Annotated in this window: 14 protein-coding genes; 10 read left to right on the forward strand and 4 right to left on the reverse strand. The window is 72.8% G+C overall.

Annotation, left to right across the window (positions count from 1 at the left end; translation table 11 throughout):
* Positions 1 to 108 precede the first annotated feature (108 nt).
* Positions 109 to 1,287: a MarP family serine protease gene (locus ABGB21_RS12025; protein WP_347651464.1), complete on the forward strand. Its 1,179-nt coding sequence runs from the start codon at positions 109 to 111 to the stop codon at positions 1,285 to 1,287.
* Between the two features lie 93 nt (positions 1,288 to 1,380).
* Here the strand turns inward: ABGB21_RS12025 and mycP are convergent, their stop codons facing one another.
* Positions 1,381 to 2,583 (reverse strand): type VII secretion-associated serine protease mycosin, encoded by a 1,203-nt coding sequence (gene mycP, locus ABGB21_RS12030; RefSeq protein ID WP_347677918.1) that lies wholly within the window; start codon positions 2,581 to 2,583, stop codon positions 1,381 to 1,383.
* Between the two features lie 319 nt (positions 2,584 to 2,902).
* Positions 2,903 to 6,901 (reverse strand): type VII secretion protein EccCa, encoded by a 3,999-nt coding sequence (gene eccCa / locus ABGB21_RS12035; RefSeq protein WP_347651465.1) that lies wholly within the window; start codon positions 6,899 to 6,901, stop codon positions 2,903 to 2,905.
* A 291-nt stretch (positions 6,902 to 7,192) separates the two neighbouring features.
* Between eccCa and eccD the strand changes: the two genes are divergently transcribed.
* Entirely contained in the window at positions 7,193 to 8,620 is a 1,428-nt protein-coding gene (eccD, locus tag ABGB21_RS12040; protein ID WP_347651466.1) for a type VII secretion integral membrane protein EccD, read from the forward strand.
* Positions 8,621 to 8,722: 102 nt separating this feature from the next.
* Here the strand turns inward: eccD and ABGB21_RS12045 are convergent, their stop codons facing one another.
* Entirely contained in the window at positions 8,723 to 9,229 is a 507-nt protein-coding gene (locus ABGB21_RS12045; RefSeq protein ID WP_347651467.1) for an inorganic diphosphatase, read from the reverse strand.
* A gap of 671 nt (positions 9,230 to 9,900) precedes the next feature.
* Between ABGB21_RS12045 and dacB the strand changes: the two genes are divergently transcribed.
* The 5 genes from dacB to ABGB21_RS12070 all read left to right on the forward strand — a co-directional run bounded on the left by dacB (position 9,901) and on the right by ABGB21_RS12070 (position 16,064).
* Positions 9,901 to 11,352 carry a D-alanyl-D-alanine carboxypeptidase/D-alanyl-D-alanine-endopeptidase gene (gene dacB / locus ABGB21_RS12050; RefSeq protein WP_347677920.1) on the forward strand — a complete coding sequence of 484 codons (1,452 nt, stop codon included), beginning with the start codon at positions 9,901 to 9,903 and terminating at the stop codon, positions 11,350 to 11,352.
* A 105-nt stretch (positions 11,353 to 11,457) separates the two neighbouring features.
* Positions 11,458 to 12,528 carry a zinc-dependent metalloprotease gene (locus ABGB21_RS12055; RefSeq protein ID WP_347651468.1) on the forward strand — a complete coding sequence of 357 codons (1,071 nt, stop codon included), beginning with the start codon at positions 11,458 to 11,460 and terminating at the stop codon, positions 12,526 to 12,528.
* A gap of 11 nt (positions 12,529 to 12,539) precedes the next feature.
* Positions 12,540 to 13,565 (forward strand): tRNA lysidine(34) synthetase TilS, encoded by a 1,026-nt coding sequence (gene tilS / locus ABGB21_RS12060; protein ID WP_347651469.1) that lies wholly within the window; start codon positions 12,540 to 12,542, stop codon positions 13,563 to 13,565.
* 71 nt (positions 13,566 to 13,636) lie between these two features.
* Complete coding sequence (locus ABGB21_RS12065) at positions 13,637 to 15,286, forward strand: gamma-glutamyltransferase family protein (protein WP_347651470.1); 1,650 nt, start codon at positions 13,637 to 13,639, stop codon at positions 15,284 to 15,286.
* A 49-nt stretch (positions 15,287 to 15,335) separates the two neighbouring features.
* Positions 15,336 to 16,064, forward strand: coding sequence for a hypothetical protein (locus tag ABGB21_RS12070; protein ID WP_347651471.1), 729 nt, complete (start codon positions 15,336 to 15,338; stop codon positions 16,062 to 16,064).
* A gap of 25 nt (positions 16,065 to 16,089) precedes the next feature.
* Here the strand turns inward: ABGB21_RS12070 and ABGB21_RS12075 are convergent, their stop codons facing one another.
* Entirely contained in the window at positions 16,090 to 17,067 is a 978-nt protein-coding gene (locus ABGB21_RS12075) for a helix-turn-helix domain-containing protein (protein ID WP_347651472.1), read from the reverse strand.
* Between the two features lie 187 nt (positions 17,068 to 17,254).
* Here ABGB21_RS12075 and ABGB21_RS12080 point away from each other — a divergent pair, with 187 nt between their 5' ends.
* From ABGB21_RS12080 to ftsH, 3 genes are all read left to right on the forward strand, one after another.
* Entirely contained in the window at positions 17,255 to 17,389 is a 135-nt protein-coding gene (locus ABGB21_RS12080) for a hypothetical protein (protein ID WP_347651473.1), read from the forward strand.
* A gap of 99 nt (positions 17,390 to 17,488) precedes the next feature.
* Complete coding sequence (gene hpt, locus ABGB21_RS12085; RefSeq protein ID WP_347651474.1) at positions 17,489 to 18,064, forward strand: hypoxanthine phosphoribosyltransferase; 576 nt, start codon at positions 17,489 to 17,491, stop codon at positions 18,062 to 18,064.
* Positions 18,065 to 18,458: 394 nt separating this feature from the next.
* Positions 18,459 to 20,489 (forward strand): ATP-dependent zinc metalloprotease FtsH, encoded by a 2,031-nt coding sequence (ftsH, locus tag ABGB21_RS12090; RefSeq protein ID WP_347651475.1) that lies wholly within the window; start codon positions 18,459 to 18,461, stop codon positions 20,487 to 20,489.
* Positions 20,490 to 20,496 lie beyond the last annotated feature (7 nt).

The following is a 20,496-nucleotide window of genomic DNA, read 5'->3' on the forward strand; positions in this document are numbered from 1 at the left end:
GGCCGGGCATCGGCGTGGCCGGCCGGGCATCGGCGTGGCCGGCCGGGAGATCGGACGGTCTGCGTCGCGGCCGGGCGAACTCACAGCTGGCCCCCGTACCCTGAACGGGTGTCGGTGGTGGATGTGGTCCTGGTCCTGCTCATGCTGCTCTTCGCGATCAGCGGCTATCGGCAGGGCCTGGTCATCGGCCTGCTCTCCTTCGCCGGCTTCTTCGGCGGTGCGCTGATCGGGCTGCAGATCGGACCGCTGCTGGCCGACCGGTTCTCCAGCGGTGTGACCCGGGTCGTGGTGGCGTTGATCGCGGTGTTCGGGCTGGCGGTACTCGGCCAGGCGCTCGCCGGTTGGCTCGGTTCCCACCTGCGGCACGCGATCACCAGCAAGATCGGTCGCAGGGTGGACGACGTCGGCGGCGCGGTCGTCTCGTTGTTCGCCGTGCTACTGGTGGCGTGGCTGGTCGCGGTGCCGCTGGCCTCCTCGTCGATGCCCTGGCTGGCCAGTGCGGTACGCAACAGCGCCCTGTTGACCGTGGTCGACCGGGTCCTGCCGCCGGAGGCCCAGACACTGTCCCGGGCGCTGCGGGACACCGTCGACACCAACGGCTTCCCGGAGGTTTTCGGCGGGCTCGCCACCACCCGGTCCCGCGAGGTGGCCTCCCCGGACCCGGCGCTGGCGAACTCGCCGGTCGTGGTCAACGGCCGACGCTCGGTGGTGAAGGTGCTGGGTACGGCCGACATCTGCGGACGTCGGATCGAGGGGTCCGGCTTCGTGTACGCCGAGGACCGGGTGATGACCAACGCGCACGTGGTCGCCGGCACCCGGACCGTCTCGGTCGAGTTGAACGGCGACCGGCACAGCGCCCGGGTGGTCGTGTACGACCCGAACCGCGACCTGGCCGTGCTCTTCGTACCCGGTCTGTCGGCCCCGGTGATGCCCTTCGCGAGCCGTGAGGCGGCGGTCGAGGACGACGCGATCGTGCTCGGCTTCCCACTGGACGGCCCCTACAACGCGCAGCCGGCCCGGATCCGCGACGTCGGCGACATCCCCGGCCCGAACATCTACGAGTCGGGACGGGTGACCCGGGAGATCTACACGATCCGGGGACTCGTCCGCAGCGGCAACTCCGGCGGGCCGCTGGTCGGCCCGGACGGTCAGGTACTCGGGGTGATCTTCGCGGCGGCGGCGGACGACCGGAACACCGGCTTCGCCGTCACCGCCGACGAGGCCCGGTCGACGGCGACGGCCGGGCTGGAGCGTACCCGGGCGACCAGCACCGGCGACTGCACCTGACTGACCGACGAGGGCCGGCCGTCCGTGGGGACGGCGGTGGGTGAGCCTCCAGGGGGTGCCCCGGGGCGATCCTCCAGGGGGTGAGGGGGGCGATCAGTCCGGTTGTCGGTGCCGGCTGAACCGGCGGACCGCGAGCACGCCGCCGACGACCACCACGAGGAACAGGGCGACCCCGTTCCAGAGCCCGTCCATCCCACCGGGGATACGGCCACCCGCCGGCTCGGCGTCCCAGTTGCCGGAGCGCCCGGAGGCCGCCGTACCGATCTCGTTCCGTTCGTCGTCGCGGGCGTCCTCGGCCTGCTCGCGCCCGGGCGCCGCACCGAAGCCGGCGACGCCCGGGGCGGCCTCGCCGTCGTCGAGCGGATTGTGGTCGATGGCGGAGACCTCGCCGTTGAGCGCGGCGACCGGGTCGACGACCCCGAAGCCGAACTGGTCGTCCCGGCCGGCCGGTCCGATGTCCCGAGCGGTGCTGATCAGCCGGTTGACCACGTCGCCGGCGGACATCTCCGGCCAGTGCGAGCGGACCAGCGCGGCGGCGGCCGCCACCAGCGGGGCGGCGAAACTGGTGCCCTGGACCCGCCAGAAGCCGCCCGGTCGGGCACCGGTGAGGCCGGTGGCCGGGGCCGAGAGCACCGTCTCCTGGCCGGTGATCGCGCCGGACCAGAGGGCGTTGCTCTCCCGTTCCAGGCCGGTCACCGCCACCACACCCGGCTCCCGCGCCGGATACCAGACGTCCTTGCTGGAGGACGAGCCGACGTTGCCGGTGCAGGCCACGACCACCACGTCCCGGGCGAACGCGTAGTCGAGGGCGGCGGCCAGCGCAGGGCTGTCGCCGGTGCCGCCCAGCGACAGGTTCACCACCCGGGCGCCGTTGTCGACGGCCCACCGGACGCCCTTCGCGACGATCAGGGCATCGTCGTAGCGGTTCTCCTCGTCGAGGACCCGGACCGGCAGGATCTTGGCCTTGGGGGCGAGGCCGACCACGCCCCGGTTGTCGTCGCCGCGCCCGGCGATCAGCCCGGCCACGGTGGTGCCGTGTCCGACCGGGTCGGTCTGGCCGTTGCCGATGCCGGTCACCAGGTCGATGCCGGGCAGCACCTGCCCGGCCAGGTCGGCGTGGCTGGCGTCGACCCCGGAGTCGATGACGGCGACCGTCACCCCCTTGCCGGTGGAGACCCGCCAGGCGTCCCGGGCGTGGAACAGGTCCAGTTGCCACTGCTCGTCGCGGATCGGGTCGGTTCTGACCGGCAGGCCCACCGGCCGGGCCGGTACGACGGTGGTCGCCGACCGGGCCACGGCGGACTCCGGTACCACGGCGGAACTGGGCACGACGGCTGACTCGGGCACGGCGGCAGCGGCCGGTACGGGCACCGTGCCGACCAGCGACACGGCGATTCCGGCCGTGGCGAGCAACGCCGTCCCGGCGACTCGGGCGGCAGCGCGTTGGTGTTGATGCGGCAGCCTGGTCACAGCATGGCCATTTCACCCCGGGGGACACATGATGCACGGAGGTTACCCCGTTTCACCGTGCTCGCGTGGCCAAACTTCGGGACCCGTCCCCACCTGCGGGCGGCCCGCCGTACCTCGGACGGGCACGGCGAGCTCACCCGGTGACTCAGGTCGGCGGCAGGAACGCGAGCTGGACCAGTCGGATCCCCTCGCGTCGGGTGACCATCTGACCCCGGCCCGGCGGATGCGGCATCGGCCGGACGCCCTGCAGCAGCGCGCCCTCGTCCTTGTTGCCGGACATCACCAGACCGGGCGAGTCGAGCTCCCGGAGCCGCTGGATGATCGGCTCGTAGAGCGCCCGGGAGGCGCCACCGGACCGCCGGGTGACCACCAGGTGCAGCCCGACGTCCCGGGCCTGCGGCAGGTACTCGACCAGCGGCAGCAGCGGGTTGTTCGGGCCGGTGGCGACCAGGTCGTAGTCGTCGACCAGCACGAACAGCTCCGGACCGTCCCACCAGGAGCGGTCCCGCAACTGCTGCGGGGTGATGTCCGGCCCGGGCAGCCGGCGCTGCATGTAGCCGGCCACCGACTCGATCAGGTCACTCGTCCCGGCGGCGGCGGTGCCGTAGCCGATCAGGTGGTCGGACTGGATCACCCCGAGCAGGCTGCGCCGGTAGTCGACCAGGATGACCCGGGCCTCGTCCGGGCGGAACCGGCTGGTGATCGAGGTCGCCAGCGCCCGCAGGAACGACGACTTGCCACACTCGGCGTCGCCGAAGAGCAGGAAGTGCGGCTCGGAGGCGAAGTCGACCGAGACCGGCTGGAGGTCCGTCTCGGAGATGCCGATCGGGATCCGCAGCCCGGAGCTCTGCGCCATGTCCAGGTCGGTGTAGTTGAGCACCGGCGGGAGCAGCCGGACCCGGGGCGCCCGGGCGCCGCTCCAGTTGGTGGCGACCGCCTTGACCAGCGCCGGTGTCTGCCCGCCGACGCTGGACAGCTCCGGCAGTGCGGTCAGGAAGTGCAACTGTTCCGGGGTGATGCCCCGGCCCGGGATCTGCGGCACGTTCGCCGCCGCCTTCCGGCCGATCACCGAGTCGGTGGGGTCACCGAGGCGCAGCTCCAGGCGGGAGCCGAACAGGTCGCGGATCGCCGGCCGGAAGTCCATCCAGCGGGGCGCGGCGGCGACCACGTGCACGCCGTACGACAGACCTCGGGTGGCCAGGTCGGTGATCCGGGGTTCCAGGTCCTCGTACTCGCTCTTCAGGGTGGGCCAACCGTCGACGATCAGGAACACGTCGCCGAACGGGTCGGCGCCGACCCCGACCCCGCCGGCCGCGGCCCGCCGTTTGCGGTACGACGCCATCGACTCGACGCCGAGTTCGGCGAAGCGCTGCTCCCGGGCGGCGAGCAGCGTGGTGATCTCGCCGACGGTGCGTCGGACCGCCGCCGCCTCCGACCGCCCCGACACCCCGCCGACGTGCGGCAGGTCGCGCAGCGTGCCGAGCGAGCCACCACCGAAGTCGAGGCAGTAGACCTGGACCTCGGCCGGGGTGTGGGTGAGCGCCAGCCCGCAGACCAGGGTACGGAGCAGCGTCGACTTGCCGGACTGCGGACCGCCGACCACCGCGACGTGCCCGGCGCTGCCCTCCAGCGCCAGCCAGAGCAGGTCACGCCGCTGCTCGTACGGCTTGTCGACCAGCGCCACCGGGACCTGCAGGGCGCCGTGCAGTTCGGGGTTGCCGAAGGTGAGACCCCGGGCCGGGTCGGTGACCACCGCGCCGAGGATCTCGTCCAGGGCCGGCGCCTGGGACAGCGGCGGCAGCCAGACCTGGTGGGCCGGCGGACCCTGACCGACCAGCCGGGAGACCATGACGTCGGAGAGGGTCGGCGCGGTCGGGTCCTCCTGGACCTGCTTCGGCTTCTCCTGCACCACCGGCTTCGGCACCGGCACGAAGTGGGTGGAGTACGACAACAGTTTCGGGCCGGTGTAGCCCTGGGCGCCGGGACCGCTCGTGCTCGCCTTGCGGTACGGGCCGGAGACGTACGCCGCCTTGAACCGCTGCAACGGTTCGGTGCCGAACTTCAGGTAGCCGTGACCGGGTGCCCGGGGCAGTTCGTACGCGTCCGGTACGCCGAGCACCGCCCGGGACTCCAACGCGGAGAAGGTCCGCAGACCGATCCGGTACGACAGGTGGGTGTCCAGCCCGCGCAGCCGGCCCTCCTCCAGACGCTGCGAGGCGAGCAGCAGGTGGACGCCGAGCGACCGACCGACCCGACCGATCTGCACGAACAGGTCGATGAAGTCGGGCTTGGCGGTGAGCAGTTCGGAGAACTCGTCACAGATGATCAGCAGCGAGGGCAGCGGGGCGAGCGCGGCACCGCCGGCCCGGGCCTGCTCGTACTCGATGACGTTGGGGTAGTTGCCGGCCTTGCGGAGCAGTTCCTGCCGGCGGTTCAGCTCACCGCTGATCGCGTCGACCATCCGGTCGACCAGGACCAGTTCGTCGGCGAGGTTGGTGATGACCGCGGCGGTGTGCGGCAGCCGGTCCAACGCGGCGAAGGTCGCGCCACCCTTGAAGTCGACCAGGACGAAGTTGAGCACCTCGGAGGAGTGTGTGACGGCCAGCGCGAGGACCAGGGTGCGGAGCACCTCCGACTTTCCGGAACCGGTGGCGCCGATCAGCAGGCCGTGCGGACCCATACCGTCCAGGGAGGACTCTTTGAGGTCGAGTTCGATGGCGCCGCCGTCCGGGCCGACGCCGATCGGCACCCGGAGCTTGTCCCGGTTGGGGCGGGGTGCCCAGACCTGGGCGAGGCTGAAGTTCTCCGGGTCGCCGATGCCGAGCAGTTCGTCGAAGGTGAACTCGGTGACGGTCGGGGCGTCCGAGGTGGCCTTGGAGGCGGCGGCGAGCCGCAGCGGGGCGAGCCGCCGGGCGACCGCCTCGGCCTCCTCGACGCTGAGCTGGTCCGGGGTGCCGACCTCGGCCTGGCCGTCCATCGAGTAGGTGTTCAGTCGCTTGCCCTCGACCTCCAGCACCAGCATCGCCCGGTCGAGCAGCCGGGGCGGCGGGCTGTCCAGGTCGATGATGGTGACCGCGTCGATGCCGCTGTCGCCGCCGAGGTAGCCGGCCCCGTTCAGGTCACCGCCGTCGAGGACGATGACCACGTGCGGGCCGTCGGTCGCCGGGCCGGCCAGGCTGAACCGGGACCGGTTGCCGACCACGTCGTCGATGAGCCGCTCCAGTTCGGCGCCGGAACTGGCGACCAGGCGTACCGGGCCGAGCGCGTCCACGGCGGTGGGGTGGTGGTTGTGCGGCAGCCACTTGACCCACTCCCAGCGGTCCCGGCGCTCCGGACCGGCGCAGACCGCGACGAGCAGTTCCTCCGGGGCGTGGAAGACCGAGAGCTGGGCGAGCATCGCCCGGGCCAGCGCCTGGGCCTCGCCGCCGCCCGCCTGGTCGCGATACTGGTCGCGATACTGGTCGCGGTACTGGTCGCGGGCGGCGGCGCTGCGGACGAAGACCCGGGCGAAGCCGCGGATGGAGAGCGCCACCGGCAGGTCCGGCACCACCGAGTACGCGTCGAGGAACCGGCGCAGCGCGCCGGCGGTCATCGGTTCGAGGTCCTCCAGCGGGCGGGTCACCGGGGGCACCAGTGGGGTGGCCAGGGTCTGCGGGCCGACGGCGACCCGGACGACGCCGAAGTCCCCGTCGTTGGGGCGCCGCTCCCAGACCCGGTAGCTGCCCACCGTGGACCAGAGCTGGCTCGGCTCGGGGTGCCGGTAGAAGAGACCGGACCGCTGCATGGAGGCGGTCTCCCGGACCCGCCGGCGCAGGGTCGCCAGGTGCCGCAGGTACTCCCGGCGGGCCGCCATCATCTCCGACTTTTTCGGCGATCCGGACGAGCTGCTCCAGGAGGTCGCCACCATGGCGAGCGAGGAGATGCCGAACATCGCGCCGACGACGTACGAGTAGGTGCCGCCGCTTCGACCGAACATCATCGCCATCGCGACGCCACCACCGAGCATCGGCAGCATCATCATCATCTGCTGCCACTTGCCGCCGGTCGCCTGTGGGATCTCCGGCGGCGCCTCGACGACGAGTTCGCCGGTGGGAATGTCCGGGGCGGGTCGCCGCGGCGGACGCTTGATGACAACCGTGCTCACCGGGCGCCTCCACCCTGTTGGCCAGCGGTTTTCGCTTCGGACCGGAGGTGCGGCAGGCATCCCCCGGTCAGCCGTTCGGCGCGTCCGGCGCCGTACCGGCGCAGGCTACCCGTGTCCATGTGAGACCTCCCCTAAGGCCGCGCCGATGGAGCCGATGTCCGGTGCCGGGCGGGTTGTCCGGCGCCTCGCGCCGCAAATGTCCTCGTGCTCGGTCGGACGAGCCCGCCCCATCCTAGGTAAAGTGCGGTCGTCCGCGCAGCCATGGGTTGCCCCTTCGATGGAGGACTGTCGATGAGTACCGGGCTCGCCCGCGTCACGATCAGCGCGCCACAACGACGGGTCGACGTCGCACTGCCCGAACACCTGCCACTGGCCGAACTCCTCCCCGAGGTGTTGCGGCACGCGGGTGAGGGGCTGGCCGACGACGGCGAGAAGCACGGCGGCTGGTTGCTGCGCCGGACCGACGGCGAACCGCTGGCCCCGGGCAAGGCCCTGCTGCCGCAGGGCATCCGCGACGGCGACGTCCTGCACCTGGTGCCCGCCCGGGCACAGTGGCCGGAACTGGAGTACGACGACGTCGTCGAGGCGATCGCCGACGGCGCCCGCCGCCGGGGCAGCGCCTGGGCCGGGCGGAACACCCGGATCGCGACGTTGAGCGGGGCGGGCGGGCTGCTCGCCGTCGGCCTGCTCGCGGTGATCGCCGGTGGCCCGCTCTGGGAACTCGGCACCTTCGTGGCGCTCGGCGCCGCCGTCCTGCTCGCCCTCGGTGCGGTGGTCGCCTCCCGGGCGTACGGGGATGCCACGGCCGGTGCCGCGCTCGGCGCGTACGCGATGCCGTTCGCCTTCTTCGGCGGCGCCCTGCTGGTCGCCACCGGTGACCCGGCCGGGGTGCTCGGCCCGGTCGGCTGGCTCGGCGCGCCGGAGGCGCTGGCCGGTTCGGTGGCGCTGCTGCTGATCGCCGTGCTGGGCATGGTCGGGGTCGCGTCCGGCCTGCGGGTCTTCGCCGCCGGGGCCTCGATCGGCCTGCTCGGCGCGTTGACCGCGTTGTTCGGTTTCCTGCTGTCGGCCGGCGGCGCGGCCGCGGTCCTGATGGCGACCCTGGTCTGCGCGATCGGGCTGCTGCCGCTGCTGGCGATCCGGTTCGGCAAGCTGCCGATGCCGCCGATCACGCTGCCCACCGGAGCGGAGGCGGCGGAGGGCTTCACCGCGGCCAGCCCCAGCCAGAGCGGGGTACGGGAGCGGCCGGACCGGGGACGGGTCTTCGCCGCCGTCGCCCGGACCGAGGAGATGCTCACCGGGATGCTGGTCGGGCATGCCGTGCTGGCCGTGGCGGCCGCGCTGCTGCTGGTCGCCGACGGCGGAGTCGGTGGCCGGCTGATGGTGGCGGTCTCGGCGGCCGCCCTGCTGCTGCGGTCCCGGCTCTTCGTAACGATCCGGCAACGGGTGCCGTTGGTGCTCGCCGGGGTGGTCTCGGCGGTGGTGCTCGGCGTCGCCCTGCTGCTGCGGGCCGGCGAGACCGAACTGCTGCTGCTGACCGCCGGTGGGCTGGTGCTGGCGCTGGTGGTCGTCGGGGCCGGTGCCACGTACTCCCGGCGGGAGCCCGGGCCGTACCTGGGGCGGACCGCCGACATCGTCGACACGCTGATGGTGGTCGCGGTGGTCCCGGTCGCCTGCGCCGTGCTGGGCCTGTACGGCCGGGCCCGGGGCCTGGTCGGCTGACGCACCGACAACAACGCTGACGCCCCGACGACAACACGGAACGGCCGGCTCACCCCTGTGGGTGAGCCGGCCGCTTTCGTCTGCTTCCGGGCGGTCCGGCGCTCAGTGCGCCGTTTCGCCCCGTTCGACGGCCTCCTGGTGGCGGCGGTACGAGGTGCGGATCTCCGCCTCGGCCTCGGTACGCCCCACCCAGGTGGCACCCTCCACGGACTTGCCCGGCTCAAGATCCTTGTAGACCTCGAAGAAGTGCTGGATCTCCAGCCGGTCGAACTCGCCGAGGTGGTGGATGTCCCGGAGGTGCTCCTGACGCGGGTCCTCGTACGGCACGCAGAGGACCTTGTCGTCGCCGCCCTTCTCGTCCGTCATCCGGAACATGCCGATGGTCCGGCACCGGATGAGGCAGCCTGGAAACGTGGGTTCGGGTACCAGCACCAGAGCGTCGAGAGGGTCGCCGTCCTCGCCCAGCGTGCCTTCGATGAAACCGTAGTCCGCCGGGTACTGCGTCGAGGTGAAGAGCGTCCGGTCCAGCCGGATCCGGCCAGTCGCGTGGTCCACCTCGTACTTGTTGCGGTGACCCTTGGGGATCTCAACCGTGACGTCGAAATCCATCTCGCACGCTCCCTCGTTTGCCGGCGCTGGCCAACGGAACCACAACAGCCGGCATCGGCGCGGGTTATCTGGCGATTTCGCGGGCCGCGCCGGCCGCCGTGCGGTGTTCGGACCAAAGTAGTGTCGCCTAGGCAAGTTTCAAGGGGGAGGAGGGGCCGGTGGGGAGTGAAGATTCACACTCGGGCCCGACGGACGGGGGTCCGAAGGAACCGCCGGCGCGCGGCCGGGTGGTGATACCGGGCGTCGGCGGGCCGCAGGTCAGCCCGCCGGAGGCCCCGCACCGGGGCCGGGCCACCGTGCCGCTGCCGACCACGCTACCGATTCCGCCGTCTCCCGCCCGGCCGCCTCAGCCGTCGGGCCAACCGGCGCCCCCGGTCTGGCCCGGCCCGAACCGGACGGCATCCCAGTCCGGCCCAGCGTCCGGGACGGCTTGGCCCGGCCCACCGTCCGGAGCGGCCCAGTCCGGCCCACCGTCCGGGACGGCCTGGCCCGGTACGCCGTCCGGAGCGGCCCAGTCCGGCCAGACCACGCCGTCAGCCTGGTCCGGCGCGGGTGGACCGGATGGCTCTCCGGCCCGGTCGGCCGGCGGTGTCCCGGACGGCCCGCCACCGACCGGGGAACCGCAGCCGGCGGACGAACCGGCGGAGCCGCCCCGGCGCCGCCGCACCGGACTGCTCGCCGCACTCGCGGCCGTGCTGGTCGTCGGCCTCGCCGCGGCCGGAGTGGCCGTGGTCCAGCCCGGTCCGGTCGCCGGCTGGCTGGGCGAGGCCCCCGCCACGCCCGACGGGGCCGCCGACCCGAGCGAGCCGCCGCCCCCGCCGGTGCTGACCGCCGCCGGCACCGCCGCCCCCGCCCCGACCCCGGACGGCATACGTGCCGCGCTGACCCCGTTGATCAACGGCAGCATCCTCGGCAACGAGGTGAACATCTCGGTCGTCGACCCGGCCGGCGGCGAGGTGCTGTACGAGGCGGGCCAGGAGACCCCGACCGTGCCCGCCTCGACCACGAAACTGGTCACCGCCGCCACGGTGCTGGCCGCCCGTGGTCCGGCGTACCGGATCGCGACCAGGGTGGTGGCCGGCGCCAACCCCGGCGAGGTCGTGATCGTCGGGGCCGGCGACCCGACCCTGGCGGTCAACGGCACCGGGTGGTATCCGGGCGCCGGCCGGCTCGACCGGCTCGCCGGACAGGTCAAGACGGCGCTCGGCGGCACCAGACCGACGAAGGTGATCGTCGACGGCAGCCTCTTCCCCGGGCCGGAACTCGAACCCGCCTGGGACTCGGACATCCCCACCGGCGGCTTCGGTGCGGTGATCACCGCGTTGATGACCGACGGGGCCCGGATCAACCCGAAGGACCCGGGCCGGGCCCAGGCCCGGTACGCCGACCCGGACATCGCCGCCGGTCGGCTCTTCGCAGAGCAGCTCGGACTGCCGGCGTCGGCGGTGCGCAAGGGCCAGGCTCCGGCCGGCGCCACCGGCACCGCCTCACCCGCCGCCGGTGCCAGCCCGGGCGCCGGACCGCCGGCCGCCGGCGCCGAACTCGGGCGGGTGGAATCGCCGCCGGTGATCCGGTTGGTCGAGTTCATGCTGGAGAACAGCGACAACGTGGTCGGCGAGGCGCTGGCCCGGCAGGTGGCGCTGGCCCGGAACAAACCCGCCTCGTTCGAGGGCGCGGCGGCGGCGATGGACGAGGTCGTCGCCGAACTGGGGCTACCGGCGAACGAGATCGACGTCTTCGACGGCAGCGGTCTGTCCCGGTCGAACCGGATCACCCCGAGCGGGCTGACCGACCTGCTCACCCTCGCCGCCAAGGGCAGCCGACCGGAACTCGGCGACCTCTTCCCCGGTCTGCCTGTCGGCGCCTGGTCCGGCTCGCTCAGCGAGCGGTTCGACCGCTCCGACGGCGCCGAGCCGACCACCGCCGGCGCCGGCGCGGTACGGGCCAAGACCGGAACCCTGAGCGGGGTGCACGCGATCGCCGGGATGGTCACCACCGTCGACGGACGGCTGCTCACCTTCGCGGTGCTCGCCAACAAGGTGCCGGACAGCGTCGGCATCGACCGGGCGCGGCTCGAGCTCGACCGGATCGCCGCCGCCCTCGCCGCCTGCGGCTGCCGCTGAGCTGTCACGAAGGGCCCTGCCGTCGTCGAAGCGGTGGCCGGTGGGCAGGAAGGGCCCCTTCCGCACACCCGGGCCGGGGTGTCCGCAGCCGGGTACGGTGGGTGCATGGCGCAGTTCGTGGACTGGGATCTGGCCGCCGCCACCGCCGGGGCGTTGGGAAAATCGGGACCACGGGTCTCGTACGACGAGGCGACGGACGTGGTCGCCGACCTGCGACGGCTGACTGACGAGGCCGCCGGGCACGTGCTGGGGTACACCGGTCTGCGGCCCCAGGTCGCCCACCCGCCGGTCCGGGTGGTGGACCGTCGGGACTGGGCGGCGACCAACATCGCCGGACTGCGTGAGGTGATCACTCCACTGGTCAACCGGCTCTCCGGGGACAAGCCACCCGGGGCGTTCACCGACGCGATCGGTTCCCGACTGACCGGCGTACAGGCCGGCACCGTGCTGGCGTACCTCTCCGGTCGGGTGCTCGGCCAGTACGAGGTCTTCTCCGCCGACCCCGGCCAACTGCTGCTGGTCGCACCGAACATCGTCGAGGTGGAGCGGAAGCTGCAGGCCGACCCCCGGGACTTCCGGCTCTGGGTCTGCCTGCACGAGGTCACCCACCGTACCCAGTTCACCGCCGTACCGTGGATGCGCGGGCACTTCCTCGGCGAGGTGCAGGCGTTTGTCGACGCCTCCCAGGCCGGCGGGGACAACTTCCTGGACCGGCTGCGCCGGGGCATCGGCACCCTCTCCGACGCGATCCGCAACCCGGAGAGCCGGGCCAGTGTGCTCGACATCGTGCAGACGCCGGGCCAACGGGCCGTACTGGACCGGCTGACCGCGCTGATGACGCTGCTGGAGGGGCACGCCGAGTTCGTGATGGACGGCGTCGGGCCGGCGGTCATCCCGAGCGTGGAGTCGATCCGGTCCAAGTTCAACCGCCGTCGGGAGTCGGGCAACCCGCTCGAGAAGGCGATCCGCAAGCTGCTCGGCGTCGACGTGAAGATGCGGCAGTACGCCGAGGGCCGCAAGTTCGTGCACGGTGTGGTGGACCGGGTCGGCATGGACGGCTTCAACAAGATCTTCAGTTCGCCGCTGACCCTGCCCCGGCTCGAGGAACTGGCCGACCCGGACGCCTGGGTGGCCCGGGTGCACGGACCGGTCGGCCCGGTCGCCGCCACCGGCTGAGCGGCGCGGCGATGGCCTCCGTACCGCCGGCGCTGGCGGCCGTCCGGGTCGCGGTGCGGCGGGCGCTGGTCGACGTACCCCGGGACCGTCCGGTCCTGGTCGCCTGCTCGGGCGGCGCGGACTCGCTGGCGCTGGCCGCCGCCACCGCGTTCGTCGCGCCCCGGCTCGGCATCGCGGCCGGGCTGGTCACCGTCGACCACGGCCTGCAGCCCGGCTCGGCGGACCGGGCCGCGCGGGTGGCCAAGTGGGCGACGGAATCCGGTTTCGCCCCGGTCGAGGTGGCGACCGTCGAGGTCGCGGGCCGGCCGGGCGGCCCGGAGGCGGCCGCGCGGGAGGCCCGCTACCAGGCGTTGGTCCAGCTGGCCCACGGGTACGACGCCTCGACGGCGCTGCTCGGGCACACCCGGGACGACCAGGCCGAGACGGTGCTGCTGGCGCTGGCCCGGGGCGCGGGACCGCGCGGGCTGGCCGGGATGCCGGCCGGTCGGACGGTCGACGGGGTGCTGCTGGCCCGGCCCCTGCTGGAGATCACCCGGGAGCAGACCCGGGCGGCCTGCGCGGCGCTGGACCTGACCCCGTGGCAGGACCCGCACAACCGCGACGACCGGTACGCCCGGGCCCGGGTCCGGGCCGACGTGCTGCCGGCGCTGGTTCAGGCGTTGGGGCCGGGGGTGCTGGACAACCTGGCCCGGACCGCCCGGCTGGTGGCGGCCGACAACGCCGCCCTGGACGCGCTGGCCGACGAGGCGTACGCCCGGGCCCGACTCCGCCCCGAGACCGGGGAGGACGACGGCGACAGGGAGGCGGGGCCGGCCGCCGGGCTGGCGGTACCGGTGCTGGCCGGGATGGTGCCGGCGGTGCGTACCCGGATCCTGCACCGCTGGGCCCGCGATCTGGGTGCCCCGCCGGCGGCGCTGTCGCACCGGCACGTCGGCGCGCTCGACGCCCTGGTCACCGCCTGGCGCGGGCAGGGCCCGACCCACCTGCCCGGCGGGATCCGGGTGACCCGCCGGGGCGCCGCCCTGGTCGTGGAGTAGGCCGGGGCCGGAGGTCGGCAACGGGGCGAGCCGGGGGTGGCGATTTTTTGATCACGGAGTAGACATGTGCCATGTCGTCGCCTCGCCAACCGGTCTTCGCCCCACAGGGTGCCGTCGCCACCAGCCAGCCGCTCGCCGCCGCCGCCGGGCTGGCGGTGCTGCGCCGGGGCGGCAACGCGGTGGACGCCGCGCTCGCCACCGCGATCACCCTCACCGTGGTCCAGCCCGGCTCGAACGACATCGGCGGTGACCTCTTCGCCATCGTCTGGGACGGCCGGCGGCTGCACGGACTGAACGCCTCGGGACGGTCGCCCGCCGCGCTGACCCGCGAGGCGGTGCTGGCCGCGACCGACGGGCGGGGCGCGGCGCCGACGCCGGCACACGGCGGCGCCCAGGCGAGCGGGGCGGCGATGCCGGCCCGGGGCTGGCTGCCGGTGACCGTGCCGGGGGCGCCGGCCGGCTGGCGGGACCTGCACGACCGGTTCGGCCGGCTGCCCTTCGCCGAACTGTTCACCGACGCGGTCGGCTACGCCGAGCACGGCTTTCCGGTCTCGCCCCGGGTCGCCGCCGGCTGGGCCAGGGCGGTCGACACCCACGCCGAGCTGACCGGCCCGGAGTACGCCGAGTGGGGGCGGATCTTCACCGTCGACGGCGGTCGGGCGCCCCGGGTCGGCGAACGCTGGCGCAACCCGGACGCCGCCGACACGCTGCGCCGGATCGCCGCCACCCGGGCCGGGGCGTTCTACACCGGTGAGATCGCCGCGACGCTGGCCCGGTACGCGGCGGCGACCGGCGGCCCGCTCGACGGCGACGACCTGGCCGGCCACGAGTCGACCTGGGTGGATCCGGTGCACGCGACGTACCGGGGGCACGAGGTGTGGGAGCTGCCGCCGAACGGGCAGGGGGTCGCCGCGCTGCTCGCCCTCAACATCCTCGACGGGGTGGACCTGTCGGCCCTGTCGCCGGTCGAGCGGCTGCACTGGCAGATCGAGGCGGTCAAGCTCGGCTTCGCCGACGCGCACGCGTACGTCGCCGACCCGGCCCGGGTCGACGTACCGACCGCCGCGTTGTTGACCCCGGAGTACGCGGCGGCCCGCCGTGCCCTGGTCACCGAGCGGGCCGGCGTCCCGGCACCCGGGGACCCGGCCCGGGGCGGCACGGTCTATCTCAGCGCCGCCGATTCGGACGGGACGATGGTGAGCCTGATCCAGTCCAACTACCTGGGTTTCGGCTCGTACGTCGTACCGCCGGGGCTCGGGTTCGGCCTGCAGAACCGGGCCGCCGGGTTCAGCCTCGACCCGGACCACCCGAACGTGGTCGCGCCGGGCAAGCGGCCGTTCCACACGATCATCCCGGGTTTCCTGACCCGGGGCGGGGAGCCGGTCGGCCCGTTCGGGGTGATGGGCGGGCACATGCAGCCGCAGGGGCACGTACAGGTGGTCTCGTCCACGGTGGACGACCGCCTGGACCCGCAGGCGGCGCTGGACCGGCCCCGCTGGTACTGGCACGCCGGCCGGTCGGTGCTGGTCGAGCCGGGCCTGTCGGCGGAGGACCCGGGCCGGGACGTGGTCGCCGGGCTGCGGTCGCGCGGCCACGAGGTCACCGTCGAGCCCGAGGCGTCGAGCTTCGGGTACGGCCAGGCGATCTGGCGGCTTCCCGACAGCAGCGGCTATGTCGCCGGCTCGGAGCCTCGGGCCGACGGCTGCGCGGTGGGGTACTGACCAGGCGCGCAGCCCCGGGCGACTTGCCGGCCTGTGCCATCAATGGGTTGTGCGGATTCGACCTTCACGCTGGCGACCGGTCAACGCGCTGGGTGCGGCCTACCTGCTGGTGATCGGGCTGACCATCGCGGTCGGCCTGGTCTTCGCGACGACCTGGGTCAACACCGACAACTCCGTGCTGGTGATCCTGATCGGCGTCGCCGGCATGGTCGGCCTCGGCCTGGTCAACCAGAACCTGCCCCTGCCGAGGGTGATTCCGCTGGTCCTGGCCGGGCTGGCCGTGCTGCTGGTCGCGCCGATGTCGGCCGCCTGGCTCTGGTCGTCGGTGTTGGAGCGGCGGGGCGTCGAGGTGACCGCCACGGTGATCGAGATCCGCGACGGCAGCGGCAAGGGCCGGCAGCTGCGGTACTCGCTGCTCGGACCGGACGGCAACTGGATCCCGGGCGAGTTGACCTGGTGGCCGGGCGCGGTCAGCGGGGCGTCCGGTAATCCCGAGGGCGAGGTCGGCGACCAGGTCAGGGTGGTGGTCGACCCGAAGGGGCTGGTCCACCCCCGGCTACCGGAGGAGTTGGCCGCCCAGACCGGGGTGGGCCCGGCCACCGTCGGGGGATTCCTGGTCATTGCCGGTCTCTGCATGCTCGCCGGCCGACCCCGACCGGGCGACCCGGCCCGCTGGACCCGACCGGGCGACCCGGCCCGCTGGACCCGACCGGGCGACCCGGCACGCCGGACCGGACCGGAGGACCCGGCCGGCCGGACCGCCGGCTCCGGTACCTGACCGCCGGCGTCACGGGAGCGGCCGGTCAGCCCACCGCCGCGCCGACGGCCTCCCGGCTGCGGAAGGTGGCCCGGTACGCCTGCGGGGTGGCGCCGACCCGGCGGCTGAAGTGGTGTCGCAGGGTGGCGGCGTCGCCGAACCCGGCCCGGACGGCGACCGCCTCGACGCCCAGGTCGGTCTCCTCCAGCAGTTGCCGGGCCAGCAGCACCCGCTGGTTCGTGATCCAGTCGTGCGGGGTGGTCCCGGTCTCGGCCCGGAACCGCCGGGCGAAGGTCCGGGGCGCCATGTGGGCCCGGGCGGCGAGTTCGTCGACGGTCACCGGCCGGTCGAGGTGGCTGATCAGCCAGGTCAGCACCGGTTCCAGGGTCGCGGCGTCCGGGGTACGCGGGATCGGTGCCTCGATGTACTGGGACTGTCCGCCGTCGCGGTGTGGCGGCACCACCATCCGTCGGGCGAGTTTGGTGGCGAGCGCGGAGCCGTGCTCCTGGCGTACCAGGTGCAGGCAGGCGTCGATGCCGGCGGCGGTGCCGGCTCCGGTGAGCACGGTGCCGTCCTGGACGTAGAGGGAGTTGCACCGGACCCGGGCCGACGGGTAGCGCCGGGCCAGGTCGTCGGCGTACCGCCAGTGGGTGGTGCACTCCCGGCCGTCGAGCAACCCGGCGGCAGCGAGCACGAAGGCGCCGGAGCAGACGCTCAACACGTAGGCGCCCCGGGCGTGGGCCCGGCGCAGGGCGTCGAGCACCGGCTCGGGGATCGGCGCGTCGAGGTCGTGGGCGGCCGGTACGGCGACCAGGTCGGCGTCCTCGACCGGGGCCAGATCGGCGTCGGGGGTCAGGCCGAAGCCGGATCTGGTCCTGACCGGCCGACCGTCGACGGTGCAGAGGTCGAACCGGTAACCGGGGAAACCGTCGGCGGTCCGGTCGGTGCCGAAGACCTCGCAGAGCACGCCGAGTTCGAACGGGGCCACCGGGTCGAGCGCGATCACGGCCACTTTCTCCAGCATGTCGTGAGCGTACGCCAGGTGTGGCAGAAATTCGATGGTGTCTGGCAAAGCTGCCACTGTCCGGTGTCGACCGGGCGGCGGAGACTGGAGTCGCAACAGCCGGTGCGCACCGGCGGCGAACCGAATACCACCTGCTCCGGCCGGCTCCAATGGCCGGCGGAGCACCCGACCGGGAGGTCCCGCCGCCATGGAATACTTCGTCCCCTTCGTCTTTTTTCTCCTCCTCGCCCTCGCCTCAGCGTTCGGGCTCACCGCCGACAGCCGCGACTCCGCCGACTGGCGGCCGACCGACGGGGGCTGGCGCGCCGCCCGCCGGCCATGAGCCGTGCTGTCGATGTCCGCCTGGCCAGCCGGGGTGGCGAGCGCAGCAAGGTGCCGCCCCGGCGACAGGCCGGAACCGGCGTACGGCAGGCTAGGCGGCATGGCTCAGGGCTCCTGGTACGACGCCGACATTGACCACGTGATCATCTCGGAGGAGCAGATTCGGGAAAAGATCACGGAACTGGCCAAACAGGTCGCGGCGGACTATGCGTCGGTGGACAACGGTCTCCTGCTGGTGGGTGTGCTCAAGGGCGCGGTCATGTTCATGGCCGACTTCGCCCGGGCGCTCGGTCGCCAGGGACCGCCGACCGAGATCGAGTTCATGGCCCTCTCCTCGTACGGGCAGGGCACCACCTCCTCGGGCGTGGTGCGGATCCGCAAGGATCTGGACCGTGACATCGCCGGCCGGCACGTGGTGGTCGTCGAGGACATCGTCGACTCCGGCCTCACCCTCTCCTGGCTGCTGCGCTACCTGGAGTCCCGGGAGGCGGCCAGCGTCGAGGTGGTCGCGTTGTTCCGCAAGCCGGACGCGATCAAGGTCTCGGTGCCGGTGAAGTACGTCGGCTTCGACATCCCCAGCGAGTTCGTCGTCGGCTACGGCCTCGACTTCGGCGAGCGCTACCGGGAGGTGCCCTACGTCGGGGTGCTGAAGCCCGAGGTGTACAGCCGTTCCTGACGCTGCGTCCGGTCCGCCACCCGCTCGGCGGGTCTGGCCCGGCCTGTCCATCCTGATCGCCGGTGGCGAAATGTGGAGCCGACGTACAGCGCGCTCCCAGGAATCGCGGTTACGGTATGCGGTGGTGGCGCGGAGCAGTTCCGCGCCGGGTCTCCTGCCCTGATTGACCCCGAGAAGGCGCGGGAGGCTCTCGGTCACCCCGGGGGCTCGCGGGCTCGCTCCTCGCGTTCACGGTGTACCGTCGAATGACCGTGGCGCGGTACCAAGTGCCCCGGTGCCGGAGTCAACCCCCAGGGGGACGGTTCCGGCCGCCGCTCAGGCGGCGACAGTCAGGCAACCAGACGATCAGGACGTCGATCAGGAGGGTCCGGGCGTTTCGGCGCTCGACAACAGCATGGAACGTACGCGTTTCTTCCGCCGGCCGGTGGTCTGGATCATCCTGGTGATCATCGGTGCGATCGCGCTCAGCTCATTCTTCAGTGGCGGCCCGAGCTATCACCGGGTCGACACCACGGTGGCCCTCGACCAGCTCAACAAGGGCGGCATCAAGAAGGCCATCTTCCAGGACAAGGAGCAGACGCTCCAACTCGACCTGGCGCAGCCGACCAAGTTCGGTGACACCGAGACCGACAAGATCCAGGCCCAGTTCCCGTACGAGATCGGCCAGGACGTCTGGCACCAGGTCCTCGACGCCAAGGCCAACAACCGGATCACCGGCCCGGCCGACACCGAGGTCTCCGGCGACAACCTGCTCGTCTCGCTGCTGGTCAACCTGCTGCCGATCGCCATCCTGGTGATCCTGCTGCTGCTCTTCATGTCGCAGATGCAGGGCGGCGGTTCCCGGGTGCTCAACTTCGGCAAGTCCAAGGCCAAGATGATCACCAAGGACACGCCGAAGACCACCTTCGCCGACGTCGCGGGCTCCGAGGAGGCCGTCGAGGAACTGCACGAGATCAAGGACTTCCTGCAGAACCCGGCGAAGTACCAGCAACTCGGCGCCAAGATCCCCAAGGGTGTGCTGCTCTTCGGCCCGCCCGGTACCGGTAAGACCCTGCTGGCCCGGGCCGTGGCCGGCGAGGCCGGCGTGCCGTTCTACTCCATCTCCGGTTCCGACTTCGTCGAGATGTTCGTCGGCGTCGGCGCGAGCCGGGTCCGGGACCTGTTCGAGCAGGCCAAGGCGAACGCCCCGGCGATCGTCTTCGTCGACGAGATCGACGCCGTCGGTCGGCACCGTGGCGCCGGTATGGGTGGCGGCCACGACGAGCGGGAGCAGACGCTCAACCAGCTCCTCGTCGAGATGGACGGCTTCGACACCAAGGGCGGGGTCATCCTGATCGCCGCGACCAACCGGCCGGACATCCTCGACCCGGCGCTGCTGCGTCCGGGCCGGTTCGACCGGCAGATCGCCGTCGACACCCCGGACATGGAGGGCCGCAAGGCGATCCTGCGGGTGCACGCCAAGGGCAAGCCGTTCTCGCCGGACGTCGACCTCGACGCCGTGGCCCGGCGTACCCCCGGGTTCACCGGTGCCGACCTGGCCAACGTGATCAACGAGTCGGCGCTGCTCACCGCCCGCGGCGACAAGCGCGCGATCACCAACGACGCGCTGGAGGAGTCGATCGACCGGGTGGTCGCCGGCCCGCAGCGCCGGACCCGGGTGATGAGCGACAAGGAAAAGAAGATCACCGCGTACCACGAGGGTGGGCACGCGCTGGTCGCCTGGGCGCTCCCGCACTCCGCTCCGGTGCACAAGGTGACGATCCTGTCCCGCAGCCGGTCGCTCGGGCACACCCTGGTGCTGCCGACCGAGGACAAGTACACCCAGACCCGGGCCGAGATGATCGACACCCTGGCGTACGCGCTGGGTGGCCGGGCCGCCGAGGAACTGGTCTTCCACGAGCCGACCACCGGCGCCAGCAACGACATCGAGAAGGCCAGCGCGCTGGCCCGGGCCATGATCACCCAGTACGGCATGAGCTCCAAGCTCGGTGCGATCAAGTACGGCACCGGCGCCGACGAGCCGTTCCTGGGCCGCAACATGGGCCACGAGCGGGACTACTCCGACGCGGTCGCGGCCGAGATCGACGCCGAGATGCGCTCGCTGATCGAACTGGCCCACGACGAGGCCTGGGAGATCCTGGTGGAATACCGGGACGTCCTGGACAACCTCGTGCTGGAGCTGATCGAGAAGGAGACGCTCTCCACCGCCGACATGGCGCGGATCTGCGCCCGGGTGGTGAAGCGGCCGCCGATGGCGCCGTACAACGGCTTCGGCAAGCGGCAGCCGTCGACCGAGCCGCCGGTGCTCACCCCCGCCGAGAAGGAGGCGCTGAAGGCGCAGGCCGTGGCGGACGGCCAGGCGGCGATCGGGGGCAACCCGCCGCAGTCGACCAACAACAACTCCACCTCGGACGGCACCCACTGACCGGGAA

This window comes from Plantactinospora sp. B24E8, assembly GCF_039871735.1.
Lineage (GTDB): Bacteria > Actinomycetota > Actinomycetes > Mycobacteriales > Micromonosporaceae > Plantactinospora.